This is a genomic window from Desulfitibacter sp. BRH_c19, from assembly GCA_001515945.1.
In the GTDB taxonomy this organism is placed as follows: domain Bacteria; phylum Bacillota; class DSM-16504; order Desulfitibacterales; family Desulfitibacteraceae; genus Desulfitibacter.
In genome coordinates this window covers 82,822-95,634 of sequence record LOER01000032.1, presented here as the reverse complement: position 1 = coordinate 95,634, position 12,813 = coordinate 82,822, and the positions used below count along the sequence as shown (strand labels likewise).

Genomic DNA, 12,813 nt, shown 5'->3' with positions numbered 1-12,813 from the left:
GAGAAGATGGATATGGTTAAAGGAAGAATTTTAAGTGGAATGAGACCTACTGGCAGCCTTCATATAGGTCATTTGAGTGTATTAGAAAACTGGGTAAAGCTTCAGAATGAGTATGAGTGCTTTTTTACGATAGTTGATTGGCATGCTTTGACTACAAGCTTTGATGAAACAGAGAGTATTCCAGAAAATATCCATGAAATGGCTCTTGATTGGCTAAGTGTTGGGATTGACCCTGAAAAAAGTTGTGTTTTTGTTCAAAGTCAGGTAAAGCAACATGCTGAATTACATCTGCTGCTTTCTATGATAACTCCACTTTCCTGGTTAGAAAGATGCCCTACTTATAAGGATCAGGTACAGCAGTTAAGTAAGGAAGGTAAAGATATATCTACTTATGGTTTTTTGGGTTATCCTTTATTACAGGCAGCAGATATTCTTGTTTATAAGGCAGATACTGTTCCAGTTGGAGTGGACCAGCTTCCCCATTTAGAATTCAGTCGGGAAATTGCGAGGCGCTTTAATTATTTATACAATACCAATATTTTCCCAGAACCTAAAGCTGCACTTGCAAAGGTTTCGCTTTTGCCTGGATTGGACAAACGTAAAATGAGTAAAAGTTATAACAATTACATTGCTATTAATGAAGCTCAAGATCTACTTCAGGAAAAAGTTAGACAGATGGTAACAGATCCTAATAGAATACACAAAACAGACCCTGGCAACCCAGATGTCTGTGTGGTCTATACTTACCATGGACTTTATACTTCTGATGAGGTTTCAGAAATAGAACATAGCTGTAAAAAAGGTACTATAGGTTGTGTCTCTTGTAAGAAGAAACTAGCACAGCAGATGGAAGTTTCTTTAGCTCCCTATAGAGAAAATAGGAATTACTATTCAGAAAGACCTGAGTTAGTTAAGGAAATCCTGCAAAATGGCAAAGAAAAAGCTGGAGCTAGGGCCGAAGCTACATTACAAGAGGTAAGAAATGCAATGCACTTATAAGGTAGATCTAGAATTATTTCAGGGGCCTTTAGATCTTCTTCTGCATCTTATAGAAAAACAAGAATTAAACATTTATGACATTCCAATTGCTGTTATTACTGAACAGTATCTAGCTTATATACAAAACTTAGATGAGCTTGATCTTGATTTTGCTTGTGATTTTTTAGTTATGGCAGCTACTTTATTATCAATTAAGGCAAAAATGCTTTTGCCAAAGCCTAAAAAGGAAATCATACATGAAGAAATGGAAGATGATGATCCTAGACATGCCCTGGTACAGCACTTACTGTCATATAAGAAGATTAAAGAAGCTGCTCAAATATTAAAAGGCATCGAAAAACAGCAGAGATTAAAAGTATCAAGGCCAATAGATAGGGAACATCTTATTAGTATACTTTTCCCTGAGTTTCCCGTCACCGGCCTTGGTGTAGATGAACTCTTAAAAGCGCTAGAAAAACTTCTTAAGGAAACTGAACCTGAAAAAGCTCATATCATTCATAAACAATATTTCATAAAGAATCAGATGGCTGTGATCTTAACAAACATTAAAAAACGCCAACGGCTTCTTTTTCAGGAATTATTTGCATCGCGACCAAGTATTGCAGAAATAATTGTTACTTTTTTAGCATTACTAGAGCTATCAAAGCTCCAAAAGGTCAAGGTTATACAGGAAGATGTCTTTGGACAAATCACGATCCTGAAAAATTAGAAAACAAAGGATGGTATTTTGATGGTCCTTTTCTTTAAAAATGAAAATAAGGGGATTTTGGAATCTCTATTATTCGTTGCTACAGAACCTCTTACTGTAAGTCGTATGTCTCAAATAACTGAAATAGAAGAACAAACTGTATCAGAACTTATCAAGGAAATTCAGGATGAGTATACAGAACCACATAAAGGTTTAATGATTGAGCAGGTGGCAGGTGGCTATAGAATTGTAACAAGACCTGAATACTTGCCATATATTGAAAAACTATATAAACCACAGGTAAACCCCTTGTCACAAGCAGCTCTGGAAACTCTAGCTATTATTGCATATAAGCATCCCGTAACAAAAGCTGAAATTGAAAGTATTAGGGGAGTTAAGGCAGATAGTGTTGTTGGAACATTGCTTGAGAGAGGCTTAGTTGAAGAGGTGGGAAGGAAAGATACACCTGGGAGACCTATTTTATATGGGGTAACCAATAAATTTCTAGAATATCTAGGCCTTAATGATTTAGATCAGTTACCTCAGATAGATGGTTTGCCTCCTCTTGTCTCCTAAGGACAAGAACCCTGTATGGTGAGTTAAAAAACTTGAATGAATATAATTGCAGGTGGTGGGATAAAGTAGAAATGCAACCTTGCGAGGTGGTATTTCATGACTTTAATAATGATAGAAATAATACTATTATTAATCATTTTCCTCACCATTATTTTTATTTTACCTATAAAACTTGCGGTAAAGCTAAATAAAGATGGGAAAGATGAAGATTTTTATGTTAAGGCTTGTATCATTCCTGCCATATTTAGTCTTCAATTAGAAATGACATTGTTTAAGATTCATCTTAAGGAATTTCTACCCTATATCCTGCTAAATACTGAAACTGAAGGGACAAGCGGTCAACCCATTCATAAAGAAAAAATATACATAGATAAGCCTTGGATTTATTTAAAAAAACTAGTAGAAATATCGCCCTTTTATAGAGCAAAAATACTGTTAACATTTGTAAGACGAATACTTCTTATAAATGATGCCTTTTTTAAACAAATAGTTTGTCAGAGGCTGGTATGGAAGACTACCCTTGGTTTAGGAGATCCTGCCTTAACTGCCTTATCTACAGGCAGCATATGGGCAACCAAAAGCTTATTATATCTAAATTTGAAAAAGAATGTCCAGGTGAATTTTCCTAAACCTATTTATGAGGTTTATCCTAGCTTTACTAGAAAGGAATTCCATGTTGTTTTTGATTGCATATTTACCTTTAGATTTGGCCATATTATTACAGCAGGATTAAAAATATTAATTGTATCCATTAAATCATTATTAGCCCAAAGGGGGTAAATCACTTGTCAGAACATCCTATTGAAGCATTGATGAAAACAGCAATGGAAAGTATAAAGGAAATGGTGGATGTTAATACAGTAGTAGGGGACCCGGTCGAAACTCCTGATGGGACCATAATTATACCTATTTCGAGATTAACATGCGGTTTCGCTGCTGGTGGTGGAGAATATACTAGTAGTGGTGAGGATGAAAAGTCTGGCGAAAATGTACCTTTTGGCGGTGGAAGTGGAGGGGGAATTTCCGTTCAACCAATGGGTTTCTTGGTAGTTGGAGGAGGACATGTAAGACTTCTACCAGTAGATGGTAATAAGGCTGTTATAGATCGGATAATCGATATGGCACCTCAATTAGCAAGTCAGTTACAATCTCTTTTCAATAAATCAACTACAGACGATAATGAAGAAGAAACTCTTTACCAAGGAGGGGTATAATAAACCCTTCCTTTTATGTTATTTTTTCTTTATTAAGGCCATTTACATTCATTTGCTCAAAGTTCTATTTTTGGACATAGTCTCATAGATTTATTTTAAAGAGCTGTCCAAGGGGTGTGAGCAAATGGTTAATGTAATTTGGCTTTTTTTACTTTTATCAGGTATTGTTGTAGCAGCTATTAACGGAAATATTGAAGTAGTTACAAAAGCAGCCTTAGAATCTGCAGGAACCGCAGTTTCCATTGCACTTGAACTAATTGGTATAATGGCTCTTTGGCTAGGTATTTTAAGAATAGCCCAAGATGCTGGGTTGGTAAATGCCATAGCTAGAATAGTTAGACCTTTAACAATCTTTTTGTTTCCGTCAGTACCCAAGGATCACCCTGCTATCGGTGCCATCGTGATGAATCTAAGTGCAAATATTATGGGTCTTGGAAATGCAGCTACCCCATTTGGCTTAAAGGCCATGCAGGAGTTACAGAAGCTTAATAAAAATCCTAAAGAGGCTACAGAAGCAATGTGTACCTTTTTAGCCCTAAATACTGGTTGCATAACTTTAATACCTGCAACAATCATTGGTATTAGAGTTGTGGCAGGCTCTAATAACCCTGCTGAAATAGTTGGAACTACAATCTTTGCTACAGCATGTGCCATGATAGTTGCTATCTTTGCCGATAGGTTCTTAAGAAGTAGATACCGGAAAAAATATGGAGGGTAAAAAAAATGTTCACCGATATTATTAATATTATTTCAAAATGGGCAATTCCTTGCTTACTATTTTTTATACCTCTAATAGGTTATCTAAGGGGAGTAAGGGTTTACGAGTCATTTGTTCAAGGAGCTAGTGATGGTTTCACTACTGCTGTTAAAATAATTCCATTCCTAGTGGGAATGTTAGTAGCTCTAGGAGTTTTTAGGGCTTCCGGTGCCATGGATATGTTTGCTTCAGTTCTTAACCCTGTATTAACCCTTTTAAGGGTTCCTGCAGAAATTATTCCTCTAGCAATTATGAGACCATTGTCAGGAGGCGGAGCCCTTGGCATAGCTGCTGAATTAATAGGTGCATATGGCCCTGACTCATTCATAGGAAGGCTTTCTTCTACGATGCAGGGAAGCACAGATACCACATTTTATGTTTTAACAGTTTATTTTGGGTCAATTGGAATTGTACGTTACAGATATGCCCTTACCCTTGGATTATTGGCTGATTTGGCAGGACTGATTGCATGTATCTATATAGTAAATCTAGTTTTTGGGTAAAGTGCAATAATAGACTATTACGGATGGTTAATGCATGATAGAATGAGATATATTATAGGTAGTCATATCTCATAGAGGCGGTGTTATATTTTGGAAAGGCTCCAAAAATTCCTTGCTCAGGCTGGAGTGGCATCAAGAAGGAAAAGTGAAGAGCTTATTTTGCAGGGAAGAGTTAAGGTTAACGGTAGAGTTATGCAAGAATTAGGTACGAAAATCAATCCTAGTGCAGATAATATACACATAGATGGAAGGCTATTGGAGCGCAAAGAAGAACACATATACATACTTTTAAATAAGCCGAAAGGTTATATTAGTACTGTTAAAGACAATCATGGGAGAAAAACTGTTTTGGAATTAATCCCAAAAAACATTGGAAGATTATATCCAGTAGGTAGATTGGATTCCCAGACAACTGGTCTATTACTACTTACAAATGATGGTGAATTAACATATAAGTTGACACACCCCAAGCATGGTTTCTCTAAAACATATCGCGCCTCAGTCAAAGGAAAATTGACAGTTGAGGCAGTTACAAACCTTGAAAACGGTGTTACCTTAGATGATGGGGTGACTGCACCTGCAAAGGTAAATGTTTTAGAAATAAAAGATGGTAAAAGCATAGCCGAAATAACAATCCGAGAAGGTAAGAATAGACAAGTGAGAAGAATGTTTGATGCAATAGGTTTTCCAATCTTAAGCTTAAAACGGTCATCTTTTGGATTTTTAACTTTAAAGGGAGTAGCTCCAGGAAAATATCGATATCTCACTACATATGAAGTAAATAAACTAAAAACATTAGTATAAAGGGGTTTTCTTGTTGGTATATGGGTAATACTAAAAAGTATATAAACACCCATATTTACTAACAATTAGACTACCTAGGAGTGATTACTAATGCCAAGATGTTTAAATTGTGGTAATACTAACAGATTTGTCAGCAGTCAAATTGTTTCTTCGAGAATGCATCATCAACCCCATGGAATGGCTGGCCAGTTCTCTGATGAGGGTGGTTTAGTTCATTTAGAAAATAATAATGCACCCGTGGAAACCCATAACGAAGCCTGGCAGACTCCTGAGAAATATTTTGATACTTGTCATAATTGTGGAAGTCAAAATCTATTATGGTAGGACCTTTATATTAACATTCTATAGGTCTTTTATCCTCAGTTTACGAATAAACTGAGGATATTTATATTGTATCAATTTTTTAGAAGGAAAACATTTCTTTATATAGAAATAATATTGAAGATAAGAAGTGAGAAGGGTGGATATGATGGTTAAAAAGCATATAAATGGCGAAGTTCAGGAAACAATATTAAAGGTAAGGATTAGACTTGACTTTAAAAGTGAAGTAAAAAGTAAATTGTTTGCAAATAAAAATCTTATAAAGGCAGCTGAAGAGGCAAGGGAACAGCATGTCGCCCTTTTAAGAAATGTTCCATTTCAGGGAGTTAAGATTGATGATCTAGACTTAGGGATGGAAATCTATGTAGTATTTGATGAGACACTGGGAGAGGACGTAGCATATGCCCCTGTTTTTCTAAATTTAGAAGCAGATTCTTTTGAAGATATTGTACGTTTTGTAATGAGAGATGAATTTAGAAAAATTGAAATAATCGAGCCTCAGGAAATATTCATGAGCAAACAGGATGCAGAAAGATTGTTGTTCAAAGCTAATGCTGAATTGAAAAGTTACAGGAATGCTCTGGACAAAAAATATAATTTAAGATAAAATACAGGCTTAAGAGGGAATTGCCTTAGTTTTATAGAATTTAAAATGTTATATGATTTTTAATTAACTTAAATACATAAGGAGGTAAGGTTAAGTTGGCAAAAATGTATTATGATAGTGATGCTGATCTAGGTTTGTTAAAGGATAAAACAATTGCAATAATTGGATATGGTAGCCAGGGACATGCCCAAGCACTAAATCTAAAAGAAAGTGGATTAAAAGTGGTTGTGGGATTAAGAGATGATTCTCGCTTTAAAGCTGAATGGGATGAGGCAGTTAGCAAGGGTCTTACTGTATTGCCTGTTTCAGAGGCTGCTAAACAAGGGGATTTAATTCAAATTTTGGTACCTGATGAAATTCAGTCTGTTGTTTACATGAATGAAATTGAAGCAAATTTGGATGAAAACAATGTTTTGATGTTTTCCCATGGTTTTAATATTCACTTCAAACAGATTGTACCACCTAAAAATGTAGATGTAATCATGATTGCACCTAAGGGGCCTGGACATCTAGTAAGAAGGCAATATGAAGAAGGTAAGGGAGTACCAGCTTTAGTTGCGGTTTATCAAGACTATAGTGGTAAAGCAAAAGATATAGGATTAGCTTATGCTAAGGGGATTGGTGGCACAAGAGCAGGTGTGATTGAGACTACGTTTGAAGAAGAAACTGAAACAGACCTTTTTGGTGAACAAGCTGTTCTTTGTGGAGGTACTACTGAACTTATAAAGGCTGGCTTTGAAACTTTAGTTGAAGCTGGATATCAACCTGAAATTGCATATTTTGAGTGTTTACATGAATTGAAATTGATTGTTGACTTAATTTATGAAAGCGGATTGGCTGGTATGAGATATTCAATTAGTGATACAGCTCAGTTTGGTGATCTTACAAGGGGAAGAAGAATAGTAACAGAAGAAACTCGTCAGGAAATGAAAAAGATTTTAGCCGAAATTCAAAATGGAGAATTTGCTAGAGAGTGGATTTTGGAAAACAAGGCAAATAGACCAGTCTTTAATGCCTTAAATGAACAAGATGCTAAGTCTGAATTAGAAGTTGTTGGTAAAAAGCTAAGAGATATGATGCCTTGGCTTAAAAAATAAACGGGTTTAAAAGTGAAAGGACAAAAAGCCTTTCACTTTTTTATACTATCCATTAAGGAATAATGCCTTTGACATTGAATTGCATGATTTGGAGGAATTAAATATGAAAATAGTTAGATTTTGGGATGGTAATAAAATATCTTATGGTTCACTAGATAATCATAAAATATCACCGATTAACGGTAATTTATTTGGTAACTTTACTATAGGGAAAGAAACCCTGGAGTTTAATGAGATTCAGCTGCTAGCACCTTGTGAACCTACAAAGATTATATGTATAGGACTAAACTATCACGATCATGCTAAGGAAATGAATTTACCTGTGCCTAAAGAACCTATTGTTTTTTTAAAACCTTCTTCCAGTATAACTGGACCTGGCAATAATATTGTATATCCACCTCAATGCACTAGTATGAGTTATGAGGCAGAGCTAGCAGTAGTAATGGGTAGTGTAACTAAAAATGTAGAAGTCGAGGATGCATTAGATAACATACTTGGTTATACCTGTTCTAATGATGTTACAGCAAGAAATTTACAACCTAAAGATGGCCAATGGACAGTATCAAAGTCCTTTGATACTTTTTGCCCAATAGGTCCATACATAGTAACTGATATTTCTGCAGATAATTTAGCAATTAAGCTTATTATTAATAATGAAATTAAGCAAAATAGTAATACATCTCAAATGATATTTAGCATTCCATTTTTGGTCAGCTATCTGAGTAAGATTATGACTCTCTTTCCTGGAGATGTTATTATTACTGGTACTCCCCCAGGAGTTGGTCCAATGGAACCAGGAGATACTATTATTGTGGAAATTGAAGAGATAGGAAAACTTAACAATACAGTCACTTTGAAGTAGGTTATAGTAAAATATAAGGACGGGTTTATGTGAAAAAAGTTGCCATTGTAGGCGGTGGAGCAGCAGGATTAATGGCTGCAGTAGGGGTTTTAGAAAAAGGAGCTATACCAGTAATATACGAGAAAAATAAAAAACTTGGGATTAAGCTTTTGATAACAGGGAAGGGAAGATGTAATCTTACCAATGAACTTGAAATCTCAGAATTTGTTCAAAGGTTTCCTGGTAACGGTTCTTTTTTATATAGTGCCCTTTACAATTTTAATAACTATCAACTTATTGATTTTCTTAGTTCTCTTAATGTTCCTTGTAAGGTTGAAAGAGGAGGAAGGGTATTCCCCGAATCAGATAAAGCAGGGGATGTTGTAGAGGCATTAACTAATTACATACTTAAAAAGGGTTGCGAAATAAAATATAATACTCCTGTTGAACATTTGTGGTTAGATAATGATAATGGAAGGCTTCAGGGGATATGGGCAAAAGGAAACAATCAAAGGTTTTCCTCAGTAGTCATTGCTACTGGTGGTTTGTCGTATCCTAAAACGGGTTCTACTGGTGATGGATATAAACTTGCAAGAGAAGCTGGACATACGATTATTGATCCATTTCCATCTCTTGTACCATTAAAAACAAAAGAAGCTTGGGTTACACAGGTCCAGGGTCTGACTTTGAAGAATGTTGAAGTAACAGCATTTATGAAAGGTAGAGAACTTGGCAAAGAGTTTGGAGAAATGCTCTTTACTCACTTTGGTGTTTCAGGTCCAATAATCCTAAGCTTAAGTAGATTTGTAGTCAAAGCACTAAAGTCAAAGGGAGGACCTGTAAAAATCAAGATAAACCTTAAGCCTGCACTTGACTCTGCCCAATTAGATGCTAGACTACAAAGGGTTTTTTCTGAGCTTTCTAATAAACAGTTTAAAAATACCTTAGATGGTTTATTTCCTAAGAGTCTTATTGAACCTATGATTTCTTTAAGCAGAATTGAACCCCACAAACCAGCCCATCAGATTTCCAGGGAAGAACGAAATGGACTCGTTTATTTAATTCAAAATTTAGAACTAACCATAAATGGTTTTAGTTCATATGATGAAGCAATTGTAACCTCAGGGGGTGTCAATGTTAAGGAAATAGACCCATCAAACATGGAATCAAAAATAATTCGTGGATTGTACTTTGCCGGAGAAACCATTGACATTGACGGTTTTACTGGGGGTTATAATTTACAGGCTGCCTTTTCAACAGGTTTGTTAGCAGGACAGTCTGCTGGAGAATATACTAATACTTATACGCATAATATTTAGAAAGAAATGTTATGCGGGGGTATTAAGTTGAAGAAAATAAAGGTATTATTAATTTGTGGATGTCTATTATTAATTGCCATCTATTCCTTGTCTAACTTTGACTGGTATTATTATGTTTGGGACAGTAAATATTATGAAAAGGTTCAAGATGCTTATCTTATGCAGTTTCCTCAGGCGCGAGAAGTTGCAAGTCAAAACAATCATTTAATTACTATCACAATAAAAAGTCCAGACTTTTACTCTTTACCTTATGCAAAAATTTACGTTAATGAATATGAAATCTCTGATTTGAGAGATGGCCAAATTACACTTATTGTTGACCATGGGGATAAAATTTTTGTTGATACAAGCTTCTATGAAAGAGAACTAGATCTTGAAGTTGTTGCTACATCTGGAAGTATAGTATATCCTGTAGCTGGTGAAAGGTTTACTTTGTTGCCACAAAACAATTTGCTAGGGGAAATTGAACTTAATAGTACCAGATAGGGGGGGATACCATGAAGATAGGTAGCAAGAAGGTGGCTTCTATAGCTATAAAGTTAGCAATTAGTGAAGACCGCCAGGAAGAAGAGCAATTGAAGCAAGAGTTTAAAGCGTTGGGTATTAAAGCAGCTGCAGTTGACTATGGTGGTGAATACATTTCCTCAATCAAAAAAATTATTGAAAGATCTGTGGTAGCTGCAAAAAGAGAAGGTATCATTAAAGATACTCATGCAGATGAAGGTGCAATTGCCGGTGCAACTAGAGAGGCTCTTTCCCAGATAATGCCTAAAGCTCTGGGGTTAAATGTTGGAGGAAAAATAGGAATAGCTCGCAAGGATGACCATATTACTGTAGTTATCTTTTTTGGTATTGGACTGGTGCATTTGGATGAGATATGTATTGGAATAGCCCACAGGGCGGCACCCTAATGCAGGTACGGGGCATAAGAGGAGCCATTTCTGTTAGTAAAGATACCCAAACTGAAGTTTTAAATGCAACTAAGGCGCTACTTCTAGAAATTGTTTCTCGTAACCAAGTTGAAGTTGAGGATATTGCCAGTATCTATTTTACTGTTACCCAAGATTTAACTAGTACCTTTCCTGCAGCAGCAGCTAGAGACTTAGGTTGGACATATGTCCCGCTTCTTTGTAGTATGGAGATACCTGTTACTGGTAGTGATAAGAAACTAATCAAAGTTCTCATGCATGTTAACACAACCAAAAAACAAAAAGAAATTATACATATATATTTAAAAAAGGCTAAAAGACTGCGTCCAGACTTAATAACAATATGATATAATTTCTGGAGCACTTTATTACTAAGGAGGCATACAGGTGGTTATAGTTATGGAAGCTGGTTCTTCTCCTGGACAAATAGCATATTTAAAGGGAAAGCTCCAAAATGCCGGATTCAAAGCCCACGTTTCTCATGGTGCATCTAGAATAATCATAGGTGTCATAGGAGAAGATACAAGACGAAAATTGGAAGATATGGCTATTAAAGCAATACCTGGCGTTGAGAAAATTGTTTCCATTCTAAAACCGTATATACTTGCAAGTAGAGAATTTATGCCCGAAGATACAATTATACAAGTAGGTAGTGTGGCAATTGGAGGAACAGAAATTCAGGTGATAGCTGGCCCTTGTGCTATAGAAAGTGAAGGACAGGCCTTGGAAACAGCTCTAGCTGTAAAAAGAGCTGGTGCTACTCTTTTTAGGGGAGGAGCCTTTAAACCTAGGACATCCCCTTATTCTTTTCAGGGTTTAGGAGAAAAAGCGTTAAAAATTATGGCAAAGGTACGCGAGGTAACAGGTCTTCAGATAGTTACCGAAGTTATGGATAGTGATACTTTACCACTAGTGGCCGAATATGCTGATGTATTACAGATTGGAACAAGAAATATGCAAAACTATCAGCTACTAAAGAAGCTAGGCGAATGTAGAAAACCTGTTTTACTCAAAAGAGGGGCAAGTGCTAGTGTTGAAGAATGGCTTCTAGCTGCAGAATATATTCTTGCAGGAGGTAATTATCAAGTAATTCTATGCGAAAGAGGTATCAGAACCTTTGCAAACAATACTCGGTATACTCTGGACTTAAGTGTAGTTCCCCTAATAAAAAGCTTGACCCACCTTCCTATCATGGTAGATCCAAGTCATTCTACTGGTAAATGGGAGCTAGTAGCTCCCATGTCTAATGCGGCCATAGCTGCTGGAGCAGATGGAATAATAGTAGAGGTCCATCCTAATCCAGAAGAAGCTCTTTCAGATGGTGCCCAATCCTTGACAATTGGCAGATTTACTAGTATGATGCATGATTTAAGGGCAGTAGCAAGGGCAGTTGGGAGATAACGAATGCTAACTTCCTGATAGTTCAACTAATTGTAAGTAGAAAAACCCTACTTATAGAAGTTTCACTTGATGGAATATGCTAATGGAGGGTAACAAATGGCTAACATTGCTATAGATGGTCCTGCGGGAGCTGGAAAAAGTACTGTTGCAAAAATGCTTGCTCGCAAATTAGGCTATGTGTATATAGATACTGGTGCTATGTATAGAGCATTGACACTTAAGGCTATTGAGAATAACATTGATATTAAAGATGAGCAAACTATGACAAAACTGGCAAATCAAACAAATATAGAGCTTCAGCCGGGGAACCCTCAGAAAATATATTTAGATGAAAGGCTAGTTACAGATGAAATAAGAAGACCTGATGTTTCTCGACATGTTTCAATGGTTTCTCAACATAAAGGGGTAAGAGACAAGTTAGTGGCAGTTCAACAGAAAATTGCCAGCCGTAATAAAGTGGTTATGGATGGAAGGGATATTGGAACAAGGGTTTTACCTAACGCTAAATATAAATTTTTCCTTGATGCAGCATTAAATGAAAGAGCCGACAGAAGATATAAGGAATTGTTGGAAAATGGGTATCAGGTAAGCAAAGAGGAAATTGAAGTTACCCTTTCAATACGTGATAACCAGGATAGTTCCAGAAAAAATTCACCATTAATACAGGCCCAAGATGCAATACTGATTGACACCACGTCTCTTTCAGCGGAAAATGTAGTGGAAATAATGTGTAGGATTGTTAGGGGAGGGTGAGTAC

At 36.1% G+C, this 12,813-nt stretch carries 18 protein-coding genes; all 18 read left to right on the top strand.

The genetic code is table 11. The features are described 5' to 3' along the window. Positions 1-12: 12 nt before the first annotated feature. The 18 genes from APF76_07580 (at position 13) to APF76_07495 (ending at position 12,809) form a co-directional block, all read left to right on the top strand. Positions 13-999: a tryptophan--tRNA ligase gene (locus APF76_07580; protein KUO50505.1), complete on the top strand. Its 987-nt coding sequence runs from the start codon at positions 13-15 to the stop codon at positions 997-999. Next, the gene (locus tag APF76_07575; GenBank protein ID KUO50504.1) at positions 983-1,708 is read left to right on the top strand and encodes a hypothetical protein; all 726 of its coding nucleotides are present in this window, start codon (positions 983-985) and stop codon (positions 1,706-1,708) included. Before APF76_07580 ends, APF76_07575 begins: the two co-directional genes overlap by 17 nt. 21 nt (positions 1,709-1,729) lie before the next feature. Next, positions 1,730-2,263, top strand: a complete 534-nt coding sequence (locus APF76_07570; GenBank protein ID KUO50503.1) for a segregation and condensation protein B — start codon at positions 1,730-1,732, stop codon at positions 2,261-2,263. 96 nt (positions 2,264-2,359) lie between these two features. Continuing rightward, positions 2,360-3,043: a hypothetical protein gene (locus APF76_07565; protein ID KUO50502.1), complete on the top strand. Its 684-nt coding sequence runs from the start codon at positions 2,360-2,362 to the stop codon at positions 3,041-3,043. A 32-nt stretch (positions 3,044-3,075) separates the two neighbouring features. Then, on the top strand, positions 3,076-3,477 hold the full coding sequence (locus APF76_07560; GenBank protein ID KUO50657.1) for a sporulation protein YtfJ: 402 nt from the start codon (positions 3,076-3,078) through the stop codon (positions 3,475-3,477). A 124-nt stretch (positions 3,478-3,601) separates the two neighbouring features. Then, positions 3,602-4,195 (top strand): spore maturation protein, encoded by a 594-nt coding sequence (locus APF76_07555; GenBank protein ID KUO50501.1) that lies wholly within the window; start codon positions 3,602-3,604, stop codon positions 4,193-4,195. Between the two features lie 5 nt (positions 4,196-4,200). Then, on the top strand, positions 4,201-4,737 hold the full coding sequence (locus APF76_07550) for a spore maturation protein (GenBank protein ID KUO50500.1): 537 nt from the start codon (positions 4,201-4,203) through the stop codon (positions 4,735-4,737). 90 nt (positions 4,738-4,827) lie between these two features. Next, positions 4,828-5,541, top strand: a complete 714-nt coding sequence (locus tag APF76_07545) for a pseudouridine synthase (GenBank protein KUO50499.1) — start codon at positions 4,828-4,830, stop codon at positions 5,539-5,541. Positions 5,542-5,631: 90 nt separating this feature from the next. Next, the gene (locus APF76_07540; protein KUO50498.1) at positions 5,632-5,865 is read left to right on the top strand and encodes a hypothetical protein; all 234 of its coding nucleotides are present in this window, start codon (positions 5,632-5,634) and stop codon (positions 5,863-5,865) included. A gap of 145 nt (positions 5,866-6,010) precedes the next feature. Then, positions 6,011-6,469 (top strand): hypothetical protein, encoded by a 459-nt coding sequence (locus APF76_07535; GenBank protein ID KUO50497.1) that lies wholly within the window; start codon positions 6,011-6,013, stop codon positions 6,467-6,469. A gap of 95 nt (positions 6,470-6,564) precedes the next feature. After that, complete coding sequence (locus APF76_07530) at positions 6,565-7,566, top strand: ketol-acid reductoisomerase (protein ID KUO50496.1); 1,002 nt, start codon at positions 6,565-6,567, stop codon at positions 7,564-7,566. Between the two features lie 103 nt (positions 7,567-7,669). Beyond that, a complete protein-coding gene (locus APF76_07525; GenBank protein ID KUO50495.1) occupies positions 7,670-8,428 on the top strand; it encodes a hypothetical protein in 759 nt (252 codons plus the stop codon). A 71-nt stretch (positions 8,429-8,499) separates the two neighbouring features. Beyond that, positions 8,500-9,726, top strand: a complete 1,227-nt coding sequence (locus APF76_07520; GenBank protein KUO50656.1) for an FAD-dependent oxidoreductase — start codon at positions 8,500-8,502, stop codon at positions 9,724-9,726. 27 nt (positions 9,727-9,753) lie between these two features. After that, positions 9,754-10,212: a hypothetical protein gene (locus tag APF76_07515; protein ID KUO50494.1), complete on the top strand. Its 459-nt coding sequence runs from the start codon at positions 9,754-9,756 to the stop codon at positions 10,210-10,212. Positions 10,213-10,223: 11 nt separating this feature from the next. After that, a complete protein-coding gene (locus tag APF76_07510; protein KUO50493.1) occupies positions 10,224-10,637 on the top strand; it encodes a HutP in 414 nt (137 codons plus the stop codon). Further along, positions 10,637-11,002, top strand: coding sequence for a chorismate mutase (locus APF76_07505; protein KUO50492.1), 366 nt, complete (start codon positions 10,637-10,639; stop codon positions 11,000-11,002). The genes APF76_07510 and APF76_07505 overlap by 1 nt, the downstream gene beginning before the upstream one ends. A 40-nt stretch (positions 11,003-11,042) precedes the next feature. Continuing rightward, positions 11,043-12,056 carry a 3-deoxy-7-phosphoheptulonate synthase gene (locus tag APF76_07500; GenBank protein ID KUO50491.1) on the top strand — a complete coding sequence of 338 codons (1,014 nt, stop codon included), beginning with the start codon at positions 11,043-11,045 and terminating at the stop codon, positions 12,054-12,056. Positions 12,057-12,152: 96 nt separating this feature from the next. Next, complete coding sequence (locus tag APF76_07495) at positions 12,153-12,809, top strand: cytidylate kinase (GenBank protein ID KUO50490.1); 657 nt, start codon at positions 12,153-12,155, stop codon at positions 12,807-12,809. The last annotated feature ends 4 nt before the right edge of the window (positions 12,810-12,813 follow it).